16 protein-coding genes and 1 tRNA gene are annotated in these 19,207 nt (G+C 60.9%); 5 read left to right on the top strand and 12 right to left on the bottom strand.

Annotated elements, in window-relative coordinates:
• Positions 1–93 precede the first annotated feature (93 nt).
• The 3 genes from gyrA to ACYU70_RS03575 form a co-directional block, all read right to left on the bottom strand.
• Positions 94–2,739, bottom strand: coding sequence for a DNA gyrase subunit A (gene gyrA, locus ACYU70_RS03585; protein ID WP_342299825.1), 2,646 nt, complete (start codon positions 2,737–2,739; stop codon positions 94–96).
• Between the two features lie 225 nt (positions 2,740–2,964).
• Positions 2,965–3,195: a hypothetical protein gene (locus tag ACYU70_RS03580; RefSeq protein WP_342299823.1), complete on the bottom strand. Its 231-nt coding sequence runs from the start codon at positions 3,193–3,195 to the stop codon at positions 2,965–2,967.
• Positions 3,196–3,262: 67 nt separating this feature from the next.
• Entirely contained in the window at positions 3,263–3,910 is a 648-nt protein-coding gene (locus ACYU70_RS03575) for an HD domain-containing protein (protein WP_342299822.1), read from the bottom strand.
• Between the two features lie 136 nt (positions 3,911–4,046).
• Between ACYU70_RS03575 and ACYU70_RS03570 the strand changes: the two genes are divergently transcribed.
• Positions 4,047–4,871 (top strand): phosphatase PAP2 family protein, encoded by an 825-nt coding sequence (locus tag ACYU70_RS03570; protein WP_342299821.1) that lies wholly within the window; start codon positions 4,047–4,049, stop codon positions 4,869–4,871.
• A 185-nt stretch (positions 4,872–5,056) separates the two neighbouring features.
• Here ACYU70_RS03570 and ACYU70_RS03565 read toward each other — a convergent pair.
• The 3 genes from ACYU70_RS03565 to ACYU70_RS03555 all read right to left on the bottom strand — a co-directional run bounded on the left by ACYU70_RS03565 (position 5,057) and on the right by ACYU70_RS03555 (position 8,368).
• Positions 5,057–5,132, bottom strand: a tRNA-Thr gene (locus ACYU70_RS03565).
• Positions 5,133–5,254: 122 nt separating this feature from the next.
• The gene (locus tag ACYU70_RS03560; protein WP_342299820.1) at positions 5,255–7,723 is read right to left on the bottom strand and encodes a DUF349 domain-containing protein; all 2,469 of its coding nucleotides are present in this window, start codon (positions 7,721–7,723) and stop codon (positions 5,255–5,257) included.
• A gap of 90 nt (positions 7,724–7,813) precedes the next feature.
• Positions 7,814–8,368: a YqgE/AlgH family protein gene (locus tag ACYU70_RS03555; protein WP_342299818.1), complete on the bottom strand. Its 555-nt coding sequence runs from the start codon at positions 8,366–8,368 to the stop codon at positions 7,814–7,816.
• A 240-nt stretch (positions 8,369–8,608) separates the two neighbouring features.
• Between ACYU70_RS03555 and pdxH the strand changes: the two genes are divergently transcribed.
• From pdxH to ACYU70_RS03535, 4 genes are all read left to right on the top strand, one after another.
• A complete protein-coding gene (pdxH, locus tag ACYU70_RS03550; protein WP_342299817.1) occupies positions 8,609–9,259 on the top strand; it encodes a pyridoxamine 5'-phosphate oxidase in 651 nt (216 codons plus the stop codon).
• A 95-nt stretch (positions 9,260–9,354) separates the two neighbouring features.
• Entirely contained in the window at positions 9,355–10,683 is a 1,329-nt protein-coding gene (locus ACYU70_RS03545; RefSeq protein ID WP_342299816.1) for a DUF1015 domain-containing protein, read from the top strand.
• On the top strand, positions 10,680–11,270 hold the full coding sequence (locus ACYU70_RS03540; RefSeq protein ID WP_342299814.1) for a Maf family nucleotide pyrophosphatase: 591 nt from the start codon (positions 10,680–10,682) through the stop codon (positions 11,268–11,270). Before ACYU70_RS03545 ends, ACYU70_RS03540 begins: the two co-directional genes overlap by 4 nt.
• 56 nt (positions 11,271–11,326) lie before the next feature.
• The gene (locus ACYU70_RS03535; RefSeq protein WP_342299812.1) at positions 11,327–13,093 is read left to right on the top strand and encodes a hypothetical protein; all 1,767 of its coding nucleotides are present in this window, start codon (positions 11,327–11,329) and stop codon (positions 13,091–13,093) included.
• 3 nt (positions 13,094–13,096) lie between these two features.
• On the opposite strand, the gene ACYU70_RS03530 is transcribed toward ACYU70_RS03535, so the two are convergent.
• The 6 genes from ACYU70_RS03530 to ACYU70_RS03505 all read right to left on the bottom strand — a co-directional run bounded on the left by ACYU70_RS03530 (position 13,097) and on the right by ACYU70_RS03505 (position 19,168).
• Entirely contained in the window at positions 13,097–13,528 is a 432-nt protein-coding gene (locus tag ACYU70_RS03530) for an EamA family transporter (protein WP_342299810.1), read from the bottom strand.
• 4 nt (positions 13,529–13,532) lie between these two features.
• Positions 13,533–14,405 carry a glycosyltransferase family 2 protein gene (locus ACYU70_RS03525; protein WP_342299808.1) on the bottom strand — a complete coding sequence of 291 codons (873 nt, stop codon included), beginning with the start codon at positions 14,403–14,405 and terminating at the stop codon, positions 13,533–13,535.
• Between the two features lie 70 nt (positions 14,406–14,475).
• The gene (locus ACYU70_RS03520; protein ID WP_342299807.1) at positions 14,476–14,787 is read right to left on the bottom strand and encodes a GIY-YIG nuclease family protein; all 312 of its coding nucleotides are present in this window, start codon (positions 14,785–14,787) and stop codon (positions 14,476–14,478) included.
• Between the two features lie 84 nt (positions 14,788–14,871).
• Positions 14,872–15,861: an NAD(P)H-dependent glycerol-3-phosphate dehydrogenase gene (locus ACYU70_RS03515; RefSeq protein WP_342299806.1), complete on the bottom strand. Its 990-nt coding sequence runs from the start codon at positions 15,859–15,861 to the stop codon at positions 14,872–14,874.
• Between the two features lie 237 nt (positions 15,862–16,098).
• Entirely contained in the window at positions 16,099–17,508 is a 1,410-nt protein-coding gene (locus ACYU70_RS03510; protein WP_342299804.1) for an efflux RND transporter periplasmic adaptor subunit, read from the bottom strand.
• Between the two features lie 115 nt (positions 17,509–17,623).
• On the bottom strand, positions 17,624–19,168 hold the full coding sequence (locus ACYU70_RS03505) for a TolC family protein (protein ID WP_460615886.1): 1,545 nt from the start codon (positions 19,166–19,168) through the stop codon (positions 17,624–17,626).
• Positions 19,169–19,207 lie beyond the last annotated feature (39 nt).

Below are 19,207 nucleotides of genomic sequence, written 5' to 3'. Positions count from 1 at the left end.
AAAACCCTTATCCGGAAACGATGGCTGCCGGCCTTGGGTTCGTCAAAAATAAACGGGGCGACCCAAATGGACCGCCCCGCTCCTATTCAGCAATTATGCCAAGTCGTCCGATTCTGATTCATCCTCCGAATCTTCCTCGTCATCGCTGTCTTCTTCCAACTCATCATCGGCTTCGTCAGCCTCGTCGGCATCATCAGCAACGATTTCGTTATCAGCACCGTTGATGGCGGCTATGCTCAAGGCCCCACCTTCCTCGGTGGTGGCGAGCAGTGCAGCTTCGGTTTCTTCTTCCTTCTCTTCAGCGGCCACTTTAGCTACCGAAGAAATTTCATCGTTACCGCTGATTTTAATCAGCCGAACGCCTTGCGTGGCGCGGCCAATGGTGCGCAAATCACTCATGCGCAGACGAATGGTGATGCCCGACTTATTGATAATCATCAGGTCATCAGAGTCATTAACATCCTTGATGGCCACCAGGCTACCGGTTTTATCGGTAAGTTTCATGGCCTTCACACCTTTGCCACCACGCTTCGTGACGCGGAATCCATCAAGCTCACTGCGCTTGCCGAAACCGTTCTCACTCACCACCAGCAATTCCTGGGTGGGGTCGGATACACATACCATCCCTACCACGCGGTTGCCCGGCACATCTTCGAGGCGGATACCACGCACGCCGGCGGCGGCCCGGCCCATCGAACGGGCCTGGCTTTCGTTGAAGCGCACGGCTCGGCCGGAACGCGAGGCTAGAATAACTTCCGCATTCGGAGCCAGCAACTGCACATCGAGAATCCGGTCGCCTTCGTTGATAGTGATGGCGTTGATGCCGGCAGTACGGGGGCGCGAATACGCTTCGAGCGGGGTCTTCTTCACAGTGCCCTGCTCGGTGCAGAACATCAGGAAGGTATTCTCCAAATAATCCGGGTCTTTCAGGCCGCGCACGTTAAGTACGGAACGGACTTTGTCTTCGCGCGGAATCTCGATGAGATTCTGCAGGGGCAGGCCTTTGGTTGCCTTCCCTCCTTCCGGCACTTCGTAAACTTTGAGCCAGAACACGCGGCCGAGCTCGGTGAAGAACAGCAGGTACTCGTGAGTAGTGGCTACGAAGAGGTGCTCCGTGAAGTCGTCCTTCTTGGAGATGGCCCCACGCGAACCAGCACCCCCACGGCCCTGGGCCCGGTACTCGTCGAGGTTGGTACGCTTGATGTAGCCTTCGCGGGAAATGGTGATAACCATCGCCTCGTCGGCAATCATGTCTTCGGTCGAGAAATCACCGCCGATGTAGTTGATTTCCGTGCGCCGGGCATCGCCGTACCGCTCCCGGATGTCTTCGAGCTCGGTTTTGATGATGCCACGCTGCAATACTTCTGATTCGAGCACCGATTTCAGGTAGTCGACCAGCTTCATCAGCTCATTGTACTCGGCCACAATTTTGTCGCGTTCCAGGCCGGTGAGACGCTGCAGGCGCATATCCAGAATGGCACGGGCCTGCACTTCGCTCAGCGCGAAACGCGAGATGAGTTGGCCACGGGCCACCTCGGGGTCGCGCGAACCACGGATGAGGGCAATTACCTCGTCCAGATGGTCGAGGGCGATGAGCAGGCCTTCCAGAATGTGGGCGCGCTTTTGGGCTTCGGCCAGTTCGTAGCGCGTGCGGCGCACGATGACTTCGGCGCGATGCTCAACAAAATACTGGATGAGCTGCTGCAGGTTCAGCGTCATTGGGCGGCCTTTGACCAGGCACACGTTGTTGACGCCGAAGGAGCTTTGCAGCTGGGTGTACTTGTACAGGTTATTGAGCACCACGCTGGGCATGGCATCGCGCTTGAGGTCGTAGACGATGCGCATACCGTCGCGGTCCGACTCGTCGCGCATGTCCGAAATGCCCTCAATCTTCTTGTCGTTGATGAGCGCGGCGGTCTTTTCAATCATCGACGCCTTGTTCACCATGTAGGGAATTTCGGTGACGACGATTTGCTCTTTGCCGGTTTTCGAGGTTTCGAACGTGGCTTTGGCGCGCATTACCACGCGGCCGCGGCCGGTTTCAAAGGCCTGCTTCACACCCTCGTAGCCGTAGATGATGCCGCCGGTGGGGAAGTCAGGTGCGGTGACGTACTGCATGAGCTCGGCCACCGTGATGTCGGGGTTGTCGAGGTAGGCAATGATGCCGCTCACGACTTCCGTCATGTTGTGCGGGGCCATGTTGGTGGCCATACCCACGGCAATACCCGACGTGCCGTTTACCAGCAGGTTGGGGAATTTGGCGGGCAGTACGCTGGGCTCTTCGAGGGAGTCGTCGAAGTTGGGCTGAAAGTCAACTGTGTCTTTGTCCAGGTCGCCAAGCATTTCGTCGGCAATGCGCTTGAGGCGGGCCTCGGTGTAACGCATAGCGGCCGGTGAGTCGCCATCGACGGAGCCAAAGTTACCCTGGCCGTCTACCAGCGGGTAGCGCAGGCTCCAGTCCTGGGCCATACGCACCATGGTGTCGTACACGGAGGAGTCGCCGTGCGGGTGGTATTTACCCAGCACCTCGCCCACAATACGGGCCGATTTTTTGTAGGATTTGTTGTAGCCCACGCCCAGCTCGCTCATGCCGTAGAGCACGCGGCGGTGCACGGGCTTCAGGCCGTCGCGGACATCGGGCAGGGCCCGGGAGATGATAACCGACATCGAGTAATCGATGTAGGCACCCCGCATCTCGTCTTCGATGTTAATCGGAATGATTTTTTCGCCTTCCGCCATTGAGGGGGTTGATAGGCGGCTTGAAAAAACCCAAATAAGGTGGTTTTCAGCCGCAGGGTGAATGGTTCTTTATATGCGTGCGAAGATACAATAAAAAGGCCGCAACGGCAAGCGCTGCGGCCTTTTTCGGGCTTAAATCGGATGGGGCCAGAGTTGATGGGATTCCAACTGCCCAACCAGTAAAACCACCAAACCAGCACCTTCCCTCCTGCTGCCGAAACCGGCTTACCGGATGGACTTGCTACGGTCGTTGTCGTGCTTGGCCGATTTAGAATTGTAGACTTTGATTTTCTCGCCGATGGCGGGGTTCTGCTTCTTCCAGAGCGGCTGGCCCCGGTATTTCACGCCGCTGTGCATGTGCACCTTGCGCGTGTGGCAGGACTCAATGGGACAGGTGCGGCAGCTGGCCACAGCTACCAGCAGCAGGCAGAACAACGAGCGAAAAAACAGCTTCATGGGGCAAAGGTAACGCATAGGACAGGCGGCACAGGCCCGCACCGGGCCAAACGTCGGCGGGCGCGGTTTAGTCTTCGCCGTCCCACTCGGCCAGGAAGCGGGCCACATAGGCTTCCATGAAGGCGTGGCGTTCGGCAGCAACGACGCGGGCACCATCGGTGTTCATCCGGTCTTTGAGGTGAAAAAGCTTTTCGTAGAAGTGGTTGAGCGTGGGGGCCGCGTTTTTCTGGTAGCTGGCGAAACTGTCGTGGGCCACGGGCGCAATGGCGGGGTCGTGCAGGGGCCGGCCGGCGTGCCCGCCGTAGGCAAACGCTCGCGCAATGCCAATGGCCCCAATCGCATCGAGCCGGTCGGCATCCTGCACCAAAGCTGCCTCGATAGATGACACCGGCGTGGCCACGCCCAAGCCTTTGAAAGAAACCTCCCGGATGACGGTTTCGACACGGGCAATGGTGGCTTCGGGAACCTGCTGGCTGAGCAGCCAAGCGCGGGCGGCGCGGGGGCCGGCTTCGTAGTCGCCGCCGTGGAATTTCCAGTCGGCAATGTCGTGGAGCAGGGCGGCCAGCTCGGTTACCAAAGTGTCGGCTTCGGGATGCGCGGCAGCCAGGCGGCGGGCCATGAGCCAGACGCGGCGAATGTGCGCCCAGTCGTGCCCGCTGCCTTCGTTGGCAAACTTGTCTTCGATAAAGCGGGCGGTAGTGGCAATTACGTCCAAGGGAGCTGGTAAATAAGTTAAAAACACAGCCGCTACCCAGGGTAGCTGCCGCCGGGGAGCCGGGCAAAAGTACGGGCACATTTCACTACACTTACACCTTGCGTCGCGTACTTCGTGTTCCCAAAGCCCCATATCCATGATTTCCCGCTACATTATTTCGCTGGCCCTGCTCCTGCCACTGGCATCGGCCCCGCAGCTGGCAGCCGCGCAGGTGCCCCTGGCCACGCCCGCGCCGGCCGATACTACCCACAAGTATCAGAACCCCGGCGGGGTGTCTTCGCCGGTCAAAAAATCGTTCTTCAAAAGCAAAGGGTTTCGGGCCAGCATCGTGCCGGCGGTGCTGATTGGCTACGGGGTCAGCACCATCAACGGCCACGGCTTTTACAGCTCCTACGATGCCAAGAATGACATTCGCCATATGTTTGGCGACTACCGCAACCACATCGACGACTACTTGCAATGGGCACCCTACCTGGAAATTCCCGTGGTGCTGCTGGCCGGGGTAGAATCGAGCAATGACCGGCTAAACCTCGGGCTCGTCATCGTAAAAAGTGAGCTGATTATGCTTTCCTCGGTGTACGTGGTGAAAACGTTGGCTAACATTGAGCGGCCCGATGGCTCCAATAATCTGTCGTTTCCGTCGGGGCACACGGCGCAGGCGTTTCTGGCGGCTAGCATCGTACACACCGAGTTTCGGGACAAAAGCCAGTGGTACGGCATCGGAGCGTACACGCTGGCCACGAGCGTGGCCGCCTTCCGCATGATAAACAACAAGCACTGGGAGTCGGACGTGGTGGCCGGGGCGGGCTTCGGGATACTCTCGGCTCACGTGGCCTACCTCACCCACCGCAACCGCTGGGGCCACAAGCCCACCGGCCGCGGCATCGGCGACACCAGTTTCATGCCCATGTGGACCCCGGCGGGCGGCACGGGCCTGTGCCTGACCTGGCGGCCTAAGTAGCTACATTAATCTGAATAAACGCAAAGCGGCCCGCCGAAATCCAATGGTTCCGGCGGGCCGCTTTGCGTTTGGGCATGTATCTCGTAGCCCCACGGATATCTCCCTTTGAAGGCATTACGCTGCATCACTGGGAATGCAGCAAAAAGCCCGTTGCAATCCAGAGATTGCAACGGGCTTTTGCCATGTGGAGCCGCCTGTCGGACTCGAACCAACGACCCTCTGATTACAAGTCAGAAGCTCTACCAACTGAGCTAAGGCGGCGGGTTGGTGGTGCAAAAGTAAACAGCCGACGCCGCTTTCCCAGCAACCGGACCACATTTATCGAAAAAAAGAAGGCCGGCATCGTGGATGCCGGCCTTCTTTTCGGGGTTTGAAAAAGCTAATTAGCTGCGAATCATCCGCAACTGCTTCTTCAGGGCTTCGATGCGCTTCTGGCCTTCGGCGATGCGGCCCTGGTACTCCTCGCGGAGCTGGGATGCATTCTTGGAGCGGGCGAAGAAATCGAGGTTGGTTTGCAGCGTCGAAGCGTCGTTTTCCAGCTCGTTGATTTCCTTACGCAGGGCCATTTCCTTACGCGTGAGCTGCTGCTGGGCCTGAGGACGGGCCTTGAGGCGCGCCACTTCGGTCTGGAACAACAGGTCGGCGCGGTCGGCGTAGCTCAGGCCGGGGACGTGGTCGAGGTACTTGCCGAGCAGCGTCAGCAACTGCTCTTCGCTGCGGTCGGCGGTGCCGCGGTTGGGCTGCTCGTCATTGGCATCGAACTCGGCAGACCAGTCGGCCAGAATGGCGCGGAAGCCTTCCAGCGAACCTGGGGCATCGGCGGTGAGGGCATTGACCTGCTCCGCGATTTTATCGAGGTGGGCGGTTTGCTCAACCGACGACTGCTGCGTTTTCTCCTCGCGGAAGCGGGCTTCCTGCTTGGGGCGCTCAAACACGGCATCGCAGGCGGCGCGGAAGCGGTACCAGAGCTTGTCGGCCAGCTTATCGGGCACGCGACCCACGTCCTTCCACTCCTTCTGCACGCGAATAACAACTTGGCGAGCGGCATCGCCATCGGGGTTGTTAGCGGCTTCTTCGGCCTGGTCGATGAGGGCCTGCTTGGCTTTTACGTTGGCCGACTTCTCGTTGTCGAGCGACTTGAAGAAGTCGTTCTTCCGGTTGAAGAAAGCCTTGTAGGCAGCCCAGTATTGCTTGTTCAGGGCATCGGCCTGGGCGCGGGGCACGAGACCGGCGGCTTCCCATTCGGTTTTGATTTCCTGGAGCTCGTCGGTTTTCGAGCGCCACAGGTTCACGCGGTCCGTGTCGAAGGTGGCGAAGGGCAGCACACGCTCCAGCAGGGCCTGCTTCACCGTGAGGTTGGCTTTCTCTACGGTCGAGCGCTGGTCCACGAACTCCTTGCGGCGCTGGTGCAGCACATCTGAAGCGGCGATGAAACGCTGCCACAGTGGCTCGCGCTGGTCGTTCGGCACGGGGCCGATGTTCTTCCAGTCCTCGTGCAGCTTGGTCAGCTCATCAAGGGCTTTGTTGATGCCGGGGGCCGAGCCGAGGGCTTCAGCACGCTTGATGAGGGCCTCTTTGGCCTCCAGGTTGCGGCGGCGGTCCAGGTCCTTCATCTGCAGGAACTGGCCCTGCTTACTGTAATAGATGTCCAGCAGGCCGTGGTAGGTGTCCCAAATGCCCTGGCTGTCGGACTGGGGCACGGCGCCAGTGGCTTTCCACTCGGCTTGCAGGGCCTTCAGCTTGCCCGAGCTGTCCTTGGTTTCGGCGGCATCAACCAGCGTGCGGAGCTGGTCGAGCAGGGCTTTTTTCTTGATGAGGTTGTCGCCACGGCTGGCATCCTCGGCTTTGGCGTCCTTGGCGCGGCTTTCGCGGAATTCCTGCAAGGCTTTGTTGAGCTCCTGCTGGCCCTCGGGCTGCTGGAAGGCAAAGGCTTCGGCACCTTCGCCACCGGCGGCGAATTTCTCGCGGGCGGCGGTGCGGGCCAGGCCCACGTTGGTTTCGTACTGGCGGGTGAGGTCCGAAATCTGCTTGCGGTTTTTGCCGGCGTTGGGGCTGCGCAACAAGCTCACCAGATAGTTGGCCTGGGCGGGCAGGTCGAGGGCCGTGAAGTCGGGGGCAACGGTTTCGGCAGCTTCTTCGCTTTCCACGCCGGTCGGCTCTTCGCCGGCATCAATGGCCGCTACATCGGCCGGGGCCGCGTCCAGCGGCGTTTCAGACGAGGTGGGCAGCGTGGCCAACGGCTCCTGCGCCGTTTCCAACTCCGGAGCATCGTGCAGCTCCACAGTGGGCAGCTCGGCAGTCTGGTTCTCAACGGTGGCAGCCGTGTTCGGGCCACTCAGCGTTTCGGGGTCGGCGATGGGTGCAGGCGTGGCGCTGTCGATGTGTTCGGCAGCAGGCAGCGCGTCGGGATTGGGCGTGGTCGCCATTTCCTCACCATAATGAGCCACGGCACGGGCTTGCGGAGCCGAAATATCACTGCCATCAACCGTTACCGAATCGGGAACGTGCTGGGCAGTTTCGGCGGCGGCGGCAGCCTCGGGGGTGCCGGGCACGGGCGCGGTGGAGCCCAAATCGGTGGCGATTACGGCGGCGGCAGGCGCTTCGGCGGTCCCGGCTCCGTCGGGCTGGCCGGCGGCCAAATCGGGCGTACCCTGGGCGGACAGTTCTACCTGTGTTTCGCCGGCCGCGTTGGGCGTAGGCGTAGTCGAGGGTGCGGCGGCAGGAGCCGAATCAGCCGGAGCCGATTTGCCCTGAATCTCGGCCAGACGGCGTTGCAAAATGGTCATCCGGTCCTCGGCGGCCGGGTCGGTGCCGCCGGCTAGCGGGGCAGTGGGGTTTTCTTCAGCAGCCATAAATCTTCGTAAAAGCCAGCCCGGGAAATGGGGCCAGAGGAGAGAGCAAAAAAGTGTGGGGATAAAACAAACGACGGGACAAAACCTGCATCAGTTCAGGCGGGGGTCGACGGGATAGTTGGCCAGCACTTTGAATTTGCCGCCTTTCTCACGCAGAATTTCCCGCCAGAACGCATCAGATGCCAAAGTAAACACTTTCCCGGCGCTTGCGGGGTGCCGTATCCAACTCTGCCCCTGCATTTCGCCCGCCAACTGGCCCGCCGACCACCCCGAATACCCGGCAAACAGCCGCACATCATCGGCCGCCACGGCCCCGCTGCCAAGCAGTCCGAGCAGGATTTCAAAGTCGCCGCCCCAGTACACGTCCTGCCCCAAATCGGTGGCCCCGGGCAGGTCGGCGCGGCGGTGCAGGTAGTGCAGGGTGTTGGGCTCGACGGGGCCGCCCACGTAGATGGGCACCATGGCGGCGGCCGAGGCCTCGGGCGGCAGGTCGAGCACATCGTCGAGGACGAGGCTGGTGGCACGGTTCAGCACCAGGCCGAAGGAGCCGTCGCCAGGCTCGTCGCGGCAGAGCAGAATTACACTGCGCTCGAAATTGGGGTCGCCGAGGAAGGGCTTGGAGATGAGCAGGGTACCGGGCCGCATTATCAGGAGAATTTGGAGAATGAGGGATAAAGAAGTCGTAGCAGCCGGTAGCCGATGAGCCGGCACGCAACGCCCTGCCTTGCGCGGGGTCGTATCTTGCGCCCGCAATGCTCTGGCAACCGCACTGGCGGGATAAGTAAGACTGCCTTTCGCGGAAAAATGTTCCTCTTACAGCTACGTGAAACCGCCGCGCCACGGGTTGCCGGACGCTTGTAATTCATTCTTTGCTTTTCACCCCGCATGACTGACCCGCACCTTGCCGACCTGCGCAAAACCTACGCCCAGCGCACCCTTTCCGAAGCCGACGTGCTGCCCGAGGCCGTGCCCCAGTTTCGGGCGTGGCTGGAAGAAGCAATAGCGGCCCAACTCGAAGAACCCACGGCCATGACCGTGAGCACGGTATCGGCCACGGGGCAACCATCGTCGCGCGTGGTGCTGCTGAAGGGCCTGCCGGATGATGCCGGTTTTTTGTTTTACACCAACTACGACTCGCGCAAGGGCCACGAGTTGGCCGCGCAGCCGCTGGCTGCGCTCAACTTCTTCTGGCCCGGCCTGGAACGCCAGGTGCGCGTAGAAGGCCGCGTGGAAAAGGCTCCTGAGGCGCTGTCGACCGAATATTTCCAGAGCCGGCCGCGCAGCAGCCAGGTTGGGGCCTGGGCCTCGCCGCAGAGCCAGGTCATCGGCAGCCGCGAAGAGCTGGAGGCCCGCGAAGAAGCGGTAGCTGAAGAATTTGGGGAGCAGGACCCGTTGCCCCGCCCCGACAACTGGGGCGGCTACATCCTGCGGCCCACGCGGCTGGAACTGTGGCAGGGCCGCCCCAGCCGCCTGCACGACCGCATCGTGTACGAGCTGGAAGGCAATGTGTGGAAGCGCAGCCGCCTGGCCCCGTAATGAAGTGTTGAGTGTTGAGGATTAAGTATTGAATGACATATTCCCGCCTCAGCACATTCAACACTTACCCCTCAACACTCAACACTTCTATTTTCTTGGCTGAAATTCAACCCCTGCGCGGCTGGCGCTACAACGCGGTGCTGAGCGCCAACATCGATGCCTATGTTTCGCCGCTGTTCGACGTAGTATCGGCAAAACAACGGGAGGCGCTTTATCGCAACCCGCTCAATTCCATTCACCTGTCGGTGCCCCGGGGCGATGACCCGGCCGAGGCGGCGCTGGTGCGGCTACGCGAATGGGAGGCCAGCGGCGTACTGCGGCAGGACGAGCTACCCGGCATCTACGCCTATTATCAGTATTTCCAGCTGCCCGGCAGCCCCCGCAAATACTGCCGCAAGGGCTTCATGTGCCACATTCGGGCTTATGACTGGGAGGAAAACGTGGTGCTGCGTCACGAAAACACGCTGCCCGCCTCGGTAAACGACCGGGCCGAGCTTCTGGCCCGCACCCAGTTCCAGACCAGCGCCACCCATGGGCTGTACCGCGACGAGGATTTCGAGCTGGAAGCCTACCTGGACGAAGCCATGCGCTCGCCGCTGGTGGAAACGGAGGAAGACTACCAGGGTGCCCGCGATGTGCTGGCCGTGATTCAGGATGCCGCCATCATCCGGCGGTTTCAGGAGGTGCTGGCGCGGCGAGAAGTGATTCTGGCCGACGGCCATCACCGCTACGAAGGCTCGCTGGCCTACCGCCAGGCCCGCGAGCTGGCCGCCGATGGCCGCGCCACCGGCCGCGAGCCCTGGAATTACCACCTCATGTACCTCACCAACGCGGCGGCCGACGACCTGCGCATTCTGCCCACCCACCGCCTAATGCTGGACCTGCCCGGCGAGCTGAGCGCCGGGGAACTGCTGGACCGACTGACTCCGTATTTTACGGTATTACCAATTGATGACGCCAGTGATTTGCCGGAAATCATTGCCGGTAAGCAATGGGCTTTCGGCTTGTATATAGATGGAGAAGCGTTCAAAATCCGGCTTAGGCCCGAGGTGCACCCGCAGCTGAACTGGGACACGACCGAGGAAGTGAAAGCGCTGGATTTAACGGTGCTGCACTTTTTCGTGCTGGAAAAGGTACTGGGCATCGTAGGCCCGGATGCGCAGCGGGCGTGGCCGGGCGTGGCCTACGTACGCAATTTCACCGAATGCCTCCAGCGTGTGGACCGGGGCGAGGCCCGGGCCGCGTTCATCGTGAACGAGGTGACCATGGTCGAGGTGGAAGCCGTGTGCCATTCCGGAGCGGTGATGCCGCCGAAATCGACTTTTTTCTATCCCAAAACCATTGGCGGTTTCCTATTCAGCAGCATTGCCGATGAGGAAGCCGGCAACGCTTTCGCCGAGCATTTCCAGGCCACCCCCGCGTGAAACTGATTCTAGCCTCTAACTCGCCCCGCCGCCGGCAGCTGCTGACGGACATGGGCCTGCCCTACGAAATACGCCTGCGCGAAGTCGACGAGGACTTTCCCGCCCACCTGCGCCGGGCCGAAGTCGCCGAATACCTCGCCGCCCACAAAGCCGCCGCCTACGCCCCCGACCTGGCCCCTGACGAGCTGGTGATAACCGCTGACACAATCGTCTGCCTCGAAAACGACGTGCTCAACAAGCCCGCCGACCACGCCGAAGCCACCGCCATGCTAACCCGCCTGCAGGGCCGCGCCCACGACGTGTTCACGGGCGTGTGCCTGCTGGCCGGCGACGGCCGCCAGGTCGTGTTCTCGGACCAGACCACCGTGCACTTTCGCCCGCTGAGTCCGGCCGAAATCGGCTACTACATCGACACCTACCAGCCCTACGACAAGGCCGGCTCCTACGGCGCACAGGACTGGCTGGGCATGGCCGCCATCACCCGGCTCGAAGGTTCCTATTTCAACGTAATGGGCCTGCCCACCCACCGCGTTTGGGCCGAGTTGGAAGCGCTGGGAGCACTGCCGGGCAGCGTGCAGCTACGATGAGTCCGGTGGCGAAGCTACCTGGGGCAAGGTTTTTTGGCATTTTGTCGGTTGGGCTTTTGGCGCTTTGCGCAGGCTATGCGGCGCTGGTGCTGCACAGTTCCACCTGGGCCGAAGCACGGCAGCTCGATGCCATTTTTCCGTTCTACAAATGGCGCATTCGGCTGTTTTCAGCCGAGGAATATTCCCACGCCGGGCAACTGCTCACGGCTGTCGCGGCTGTGTTTGCATTAGCGGCAGCAGCCTTCATTTTTCCTCCCGCCGGCCGGGCCGAGTGCCGCCAATGGGGCCACGAATTGCGCGCTGTAGTAATCGGCCTGCGCCGCGTTTTGGCGGCATTACCCACTGCCCAGCGGCGCGGGGCGGCCCTGCTCCTACTGGTCCTCACGGCTTTTAGGCTCCTCATCAGTTTGCCGGCTGTGACGCCGGGCTATGATGACGTGCCGTCGTACGAAATGTTTGCCAGTAAGAGCCTGCTGGCCGTTTCGGGCTACTACCCGGTACCCAATAACCATGTGCTGTCCAACTCCATCAGTTGGATGTTTTATCATGTGAACCCAGGCTTTTGGTTTACCATGCGGCTGCCCGTGGTGCTGGCCGCCACCGTGGCCACCGTGCTGCTATTTATGGGCCTGCTGTGGGCGCGGGCCAGCTTTCGGGTGGCGTGGCTGAGTACGCTGCTGTTCAGTTTGGCACAGCTTAGCCTCTACCACGTAGCCGTGGGCCGGGGCTACTGGCTGCTGACGCTGATGGCGGTGGTGGCCTTTTTCGGCTCACTGGCACTAGCAAATGGCACGCGTCAGCCCCGCGCCGCTTGGGCAGGGCTGATAGTGGGCGGCGTGCTAGGTTTGTACACGGTGCCCACGTTTGCGCTGGTATTAGGGTCAGCTTTTTCGTGGTTGGGACTGAGTTATCTGAAGCAGCGCAACTGGCCGGCGATTGCGCGACTCGCGGCTTTGGGGGCGGTGGTGGTGGCGGGCAGCCTGCTGCTCTACGCGCCGCTGCTTTTCGTATCAGGGCCGGCTATTTTCTTCAGTAATGGTTTTGTGGCCCCAAAAGCATTCGGGCAATTTTGGCGCGGCCTGCCGGCTTACCTCTGGGAAACGGAGGGATTTCTCGCCGGGCAGGCCAAGGTCGGGGGACTACTGGTACTGGGCGTATTGGTTTTAATAGGGCTGCTCTGGCGCCGAGTGACGCAGTGGCCAGCCGCACTCCGACAGCCTTGGCAGCGGCTGGTTCCGGCGGCGCTGTGGTTCATGGCTTTTCCCTACGCCATGATGGCAGCGCAACGGGTATTCGCCCCGGGCCGCGCGGTGCTCTATAAAGCCTTTTTCTTTTTTCTGCTACTGGCGCTGGTGGTGGAATGGCTCCTGGAAACGGCTCCCAGTGCCTTGCAACGCTGGCTGCGCCCAGCCCTGGGCCTAGTGGCGCTGCTCTGGTTCGGCTACGAAATAAATAGCCTGTGGCGCGACAACCAACGCCCGCGCCGCCGCAACGAAGCCTTGTACCAAGCCTTCCAGTGGCTCGACCAGCACCCCAAAGCGCCCACGCTCATGCCTGAATCAACCCACAGCTTGTTTGTGCGGATGTACCTGCATTCGGAGCGCCCCGGCCAGCGCTGGCCCATCGACCACTTCCCTCAACCGGGCATCACTTACACCTACGTGCTGGCTTTTCCCGATTTGCACGGCTGGTTTCAGCCCCGGTTTACCTTCCCACCCGTTTTTCACAATGAGCAGGTTGAGATATACCAGCTAAACCCGGCTGTGGCTGACTCGGCCAGCGCGGCGGGGGCGCTTCCCTCCTATTGGCATTTGGTAGAGTAGCAACTAATGTCCTCGCGCCAGCAGCGCGATGCCAGCTACAATCAGTAGCAGGCCGCCGGCCTGGGGCATCGTCAGCGCTTCACGCAGCACCACCAGGCCCAGCACGGCCGTGAGCAGCACCGAGCCGCCCACAATCACGGGCGTGCCCACGGAGGAATTCACCCCCCGCTGAAACACCACGAACGTGAGGATTTCGGCCAGGCCCACGCCCAAACCGGCCAGCACCGCCCAGGCCAGCCCCTTGCCCGACACGGCCAGCGGCTGGCCCTGCAGCTTCAGTTTCAGCAGCCACGCGGCCCCGAGGGCGGCAGCTACCAGTTGCAGCACCACCGCGCCCACGGCCGGCGGCACATGGTCGGCGGCCAGTTTGATGAAGAAGTTGTAGAGCGCCAGGCACAGGGCCGTGAGCAGCGCCAGCGGCAGCCAGTTCATCATGGGGCTAGACGAGTTTGTAGTTGCGATACTCGCCCAGCCGGTAGCCCGTCAGCTGCTCCAGAAAGCGCTTGAATTTATCCTTGAAGCGGTGCTGGTTGCGACTCATGTCGTGCTCGTAGCGCCAGTTTTGCTGCCGGATGCGCCCCAGCATCACCTGCGGATGTGTGCCGGCAAAGCGCTGGAGCGAATCGACCTGGCTGTAGTCGAACTCCTCGGCGGGGGCCACGTTCTGGGCTACCCACTCATCGGAATGCCACAGCTTATTGAAGGTTTCCTGCTTGCGCTGCATGGCAGCGGGCGTTTTCACCCAGCCGTAGTGGTGCACGGTAGCATCGAGCAGCTTCACGCGCAGCTTGCTGTTATCGGCCAGCCGGAAGCCCTGCGCGTCGCGGTAAGAAGCCACCCCAATACCAGGCCGCACGATGCGGATTTCGCGCCGGTACCAACGGTAGGAATCGCCAACGTAATCGTAAGAGCCGTAGAAGTGCCGGTAGTTCAGCAGCAGCCCTTGCACGGATTTATCATCCTTCCAGCGCTCCATTCCGGCCCGGATGGCCGCGTAATCGGCCTCGTGCAGCACCTCATCGGCTTGCAGGTAAATGGCCCAGTCGGCATCGGCCGGCACGGCGGCCAGCGCCTTGTCGGTTTCCACGGCCAGCACCCGGCCGCCCTCACGCAGGGAGTCGTCCCACACGGTTTCAATAATACGGATTTTGGGAGAGTTGATTTTCTGAATCAGGCCCAGCGTATCATCTTCTGAATTGCCTACGGCTACTATTAATTCATCGCAGAGCGGCAGCAGGGAATTGATGCTTTCTAGTACGGGGTAATCGTACTTGATGGCATTTCGGACGAAGGTAAAACCGACTACTTTCATACAATGTGTCATTCCGAACGCAGTGAGGAATCTGAGTTCTACTTAGGACCAAACAAGTCTAATATCAGGATTAAATAACTGCATCATCGCCAAATATGAGCACACTCAAATCCTTCCATTCAGGATTAGCATTGGCCACTAAAGCATCTTTTTTCTCCCGCCGCCAGCCTTTGATTTCCTTTTCCCGGGCAATGGCCTGGTTTACATCCTGAAACTCTTCCCAATGCATAAGCAGGTTGCAAAAATAACGGCCTGCGAATGTGCGGCGGCCATTTTCGCTCTCGATATGCTCATCTAGGCGGCGGGCCAAATCGTTGGTTACACCAGTGTAAAGCACGGTTCGCGTGGGATTTGTCAGCAGGTAGACGTAATAAGTATTCATTGTCATTCCGAACGCAGTGAGGAATCTGGATGATTGAGCTGGCAAGCTAGACTCAGATTCCTCACTGCGTTCGGAATGACAGCTTTACCGCAGCTTCTCCTTGAGAATCTCCAGTTCCACAGCCGGCGAAATCCGCTCGTATAAAATATTATACGCCGCCTCCGTTATCGGCATGCTCACTTTGAGCTTCTTGTTCAGCTCGTGGATGGACTTTACGGCGTAGTAGCCTTCGGCCACCATATTCATCTCCAGCTGGGCCGATTTCACCGAGTAGCCGCGGCCCACCATGCTGCCGAAGGTGCGGTTGCGCGAGAACTGCGAGTAGGCCGTCACCAGCAAATCGCCGAGGTAGGCCGAGGCCGACAGGTCGCGCGGCTGCGGGTTGATGGCCTGCAAAAAGCGGCGAATTTCCTGCACCGCATTGCTTACCAGCACGGCCAGGAAGTTGTCGCCGTAGCCCAGGCCGTGGGCGATGCCGCCGGTAAGAGCAATGATGTTTTTCATCACCGCGCAGTATTCGATGCCGTCGAGGTCGGTGGCCGGGTGCGCGCTCACGAAGCGGTTGCGCAGCATCTCGCAGAAGGCCAGCGCCAGCCCCGCATCGGGCGAGCCGATGGTGAGGTAGCTCTGCTTTTCGAGGGCTACTTCCTCGGCGTGGCACGGCCCGGCAATCACGCCCAGCTGCGTGCGCGGCAGCCGGAACCGCTCGGCCACGTAGTCGGTCACAAGCTGGTTTTTTCCCGGAATCATGCCCTTGATGGCCGAAATCACGTTTTTATGCTTCAGCGTGTCGCGGTCCAGCTTGTCGAGCACGGGCTGCACGAAGGCGGCCGGCACGGCCAGCACCAGCCAGTCGGCTTCCTCGATGGCGTCTTCTAGGTCGGTAGTCGGGTACACGCGGTTCAGGTCGAACTGCACGGCCGAGAGGTAGCGCGGGTTGTGGCGGGTGCGCAGCAGGTGCTGCACATCGTCTTTCGAGCGCAGCCACCAGTCCACGCGGGCGCCGTTTTCGCTGAGGATTTTGGTGAGTGCGGTGGCCCAGGAGCCGCCGCCGAGCATGGCAATTTTTTCCAAAGTGGGTGGCGAAATAGTGTTGCGGTGGGAAGTTGAAGCGTCAAAGAACGGCAACTCCCCTCCTTTTTTAAGGAAGGGACATTTTGCTGAAAGCAAAATTGGGGTGGTGAACCCGTTGAACGATGAAAGAACGGCTCGCAAAAAGCATCGTTCGGATATCGTTCAACGAGGTCAACCACCCCAATTTCAGCCTTGCTGAAATGTCCCCTACTCAGCTGAGGAGGGGAGTCTCTGTTCTTACTTGCCTTCGTCCGGGCCTTCCTTCAGCGCTTCCTTGTTTAGTGATTTCTCGTCCTTGATGTCCACCACCGCGCCATCTTTCAGGGTTTTGGCCACGGCCCGGAACGGCCCACTCACCACCTGCGCCCCGGCCGGCACGCCACTCAGAATCTCAATGTTCTGGAAGTCGCTGATACCGGTTTTCACGGGCGTCATCACGGCCTTGCCATCCTTAATCACGAATACCACTTCCTGGATATCGGCTTTTTTCGCGTTTGCGCTCGGGTCCACGACGGTGGCGGTACCGTTGCCCCGATTGCTGCTCACGCGGGGTCCGTTCTTGGCATCCCCGGTTTTGGCCGAGTCGGAGCGGGTGGTCACGGCGGCCAGCGGCACGCTCAGCACACCGCTCTTACGGTCGGTGATGATGTCCACGGAGGCCGTCATGCCCGGGCGGAACGGCACCACGATGTGGCCGCGCACGTTGCGCAGCAGGTGCTGGTAGCTCTCGGGCAGCAGGCGGATGCGCACCTCGAACTCGGTCACGGCTTCGGCCGTCAGAGCGTCCTTGGCCGTGTTGGCGATGTTGGTCACGAGGCCCCGAAATTTCTCGTCCTTGTTGCTGTAAGCGTCCACCTCCACTTCCACCGAGTCGCCGATGCTCACGTTGTTCACGTCGTTCTCGTTCACATTCACGCGCACCTCCATGTTGTTGAGGTTGGCAATGCGCATGATTTCGGTGCCAGCCATTTGGGTGGTGCCCACCACACGCTCGCCCTTCTTCACGTTGAGCTTGCTCACAGTGCCGCTCACGGGCGCGTAAATCGTGGTTTTGTTGAGGTTTTTGCGGGCTTCTTCCAGCGAGGCCGAAGCGGCGCTCACGGTGCTTTGCGAGGCCCGGATGGTTTGCTTGGCGCTGTTGATTTCCTCCTGCGAGGCGTTGTAGGCGGCCTGGCTGGCTTCGTAGTCGGCCTGCGAAATCACCTTCTGCTTATACAGCGAGGCGTTGCGGCGGAAGGTCAGCTCCGTTTGCTTAGCCGAGGCCATGAGCTGCTGGAGGCGAGCCTGTGCCTGGCCCACGTTGGCGCGCTGGGTGCCCACTTGGGCGCTCTGCATGGCCACCTGGGCCTGGTAGTTATCGGGGCGGATTCGGAGCAAAAGCTGGCCCTTGCGCACGGAATCGCCTTCCTGCACGTAAAGCTCGGTGATTTCGCCGGACACGTCGGGCGAGATTTTTACTTCGGTTTCGGGCTGCACCTTGCCCGAGGCGCTCACTTTCTCCACGATATTGGCGGGGCCGGCCTTGGCCACCAGCACTTCCACGCCGGGGACTTTGCCCACCCAGCCCTTCTTTTTCGCCACGGTGTAGCCCACGATGAGCACGAGCACCAAACCCAGCAGAATGTACAGTAAACGGTTGTTTTTCATGAAGAAGTAGTCAGTATCAGGTATTCAGTAGTGAGATTGGTTTCGGCGGGGAAAAACATCGGCTGGGCCAGTCGTCATCCGACTACTGAATACCCAATACCGATTGATTACCAGCCTACAGCGCCAGCGGCTTGCCCTGGTAAAAGTCGAGCACCTTGCGGCGGAAAAAGAATTCGTACTTGGCCTGAATCATGTCCGATTCGGCAGCCGTAAGGTTGTTGCGGGCGATGTTGAAATCGGTTCCGTTCAGCAGGCCGTTGTTGAAGCGGATTTCGGCGTTGCGGAAAGCCAGGGCCAGCGCCTCCACCTGCCGCGAGCTGGCCGCGAAACGGCGCTGGGCCGCCAGCGCATCAGCATAGCTCTGCTCGATGGACTGGCGCAGCTGCAAGCGCGTCTGCTCGGCGCGCACCTCGCTTTGCTGAATGTTGATTTGGGCCCGCTGCACGCCCACCCGCGTTTGCAGGCCATTGAGAATGGGCACCTGCAGCGTGAATTGCAGAAATTCGCCCCGGTTGTCGCGCAGCTGGTCCAGAAACCGGTAGGGCAGCACATCAAACGCCGGCTGCGGGATGATATAGGTGGTGGGCGAGTAGCCAAGCGGCGCGGCCGGGTCCACCTGGTACACGGGCGTCAGGTTGAACTTATCCGTGCGCAAAACCGACTGATTCCGCACCGACGAAAAACCGGTCGAAATGCCCCCGGCCATGGTCAGGCGCGGGTAGTAGCCGCCCTTGGCAATGTCGAGGTTGCGCTGCGAGCTGAGCACACGCAGCTCGGCCGCCTTGATTTCGGGCAGCTTCTGGCGGGCTATTTCGTAGGTGGCGTTGGGGTCCAGCTCGCCCGATGCGGTGGTGAGTGTAGAAGGGTCCGGCAGCGTGGGCACCACCACTTCGAAGCGGCGGGCGGTGGCCGGGTCGAGGTTCATTTGCTGCACCAGGGCCAGTTGGGCCAGGGCCAGCTGGTTTTGGGCCGTCACGAGGGTGCGCTCCTCACCGGCCAGCTGGGCGCGGCTGTCGAGCACGTTGCCTTCGGCCACGGCCCCGGCTTTCAGCAGCTTTTCGCTGCGGCTCACCTGCTCGCGCACGGTGCTCATACGCGCCTCGGATGCCCGGATAAGCTCCTGCGCCAGCAGCAACTGCAAGAACGACGAGGCCACGTTCAACGACAAGTCATTGCGCGCCTTTTCCACGTCGGCCAGCGTGGCCTGCGCATCAAGCACGCCCTGCTTAATGGTGTTGCGAAGCTGGAAGCCCGAAAACAACGTCACCTGGCCCTGCGCCGAAAAGTTGTTGGCCCGCACGTTCACGGCTTGGAACTGGTTCGTGAAGGGGTCTTTGTTGGTGCCGAAGCTGAAGCTCTGGGTGCCGTTGAGGGCGGCGGTGGGCAGCAGCGCGGCGCGGTTTAGGCGCGTCACGGCGGCCTGCTGCTGGGCGGTGAGCTCGCTTTGGCGCACGGTCAGGTTGTGCGCCACGGCGTAGTCAACGGCCGCTTGCAGCGTCCAGGGGCCGCTGGGGGCGGCGGCGGGCTGGCCCAACACCGCCGGCGGCGCGGGCGTAGTCTGGGCCTGGGCGCTGGCCGTGGCCAGCAGCGTGCCCACGACCACCAGCCCCAAGGGCCGGGGCCGCGCCAGATGAAAAAATGACGTATTCCTTCGTTTCATTGCGCAGAAAAATTGGTGCTTCGGTGGTAGGAGTGTAAT

The organism is Hymenobacter segetis, from assembly GCF_054776495.1.
The sequence above is the reverse complement of the archived record's forward strand: the minus strand, read 5'-3'. Positions and strand labels throughout refer to the sequence as shown.

What these genes read in the sequence shown, in the direction of transcription:
- ACYU70_RS03530 (WP_342299810.1), bottom strand. Translation starts at nt 13,528, where the DNA reads ATGATGAACTGGCTGCCGCTGGCGCTGCTCACGGCCCTGTGCCTGGCG.
- ACYU70_RS03560 (WP_342299820.1), bottom strand. Translation starts at nt 7,723, where the DNA reads ATGGCTGCTGAAGAAAACCCCACTGCCCCGCTAGCCGGCGGCACCGAC.
- ACYU70_RS03525 (WP_342299808.1), bottom strand. Translation starts at nt 14,405, where the DNA reads ATGAAAGTAGTCGGTTTTACCTTCGTCCGAAATGCCATCAAGTACGAT.
- ACYU70_RS03555 (WP_342299818.1), bottom strand. Translation starts at nt 8,368, where the DNA reads ATGCGGCCCGGTACCCTGCTCATCTCCAAGCCCTTCCTCGGCGACCCC.
- ACYU70_RS03580 (WP_342299823.1), bottom strand. Translation starts at nt 3,195, where the DNA reads ATGAAGCTGTTTTTTCGCTCGTTGTTCTGCCTGCTGCTGGTAGCTGTG.
- ACYU70_RS03505 (WP_460615886.1), bottom strand. Translation starts at nt 19,168, where the DNA reads ATGAAACGAAGGAATACGTCATTTTTTCATCTGGCGCGGCCCCGGCCC.
- ACYU70_RS03520 (WP_342299807.1), bottom strand. Translation starts at nt 14,787, where the DNA reads ATGAATACTTATTACGTCTACCTGCTGACAAATCCCACGCGAACCGTG.
- ACYU70_RS03570 (WP_342299821.1), top strand. Translation starts at nt 4,047, where the DNA reads ATGATTTCCCGCTACATTATTTCGCTGGCCCTGCTCCTGCCACTGGCA.
- pdxH (WP_342299817.1), top strand. Translation starts at nt 8,609, where the DNA reads ATGACTGACCCGCACCTTGCCGACCTGCGCAAAACCTACGCCCAGCGC.
- ACYU70_RS03510 (WP_342299804.1), bottom strand. Translation starts at nt 17,508, where the DNA reads ATGAAAAACAACCGTTTACTGTACATTCTGCTGGGTTTGGTGCTCGTG.
- gyrA (WP_342299825.1), bottom strand. Translation starts at nt 2,739, where the DNA reads ATGGCGGAAGGCGAAAAAATCATTCCGATTAACATCGAAGACGAGATG.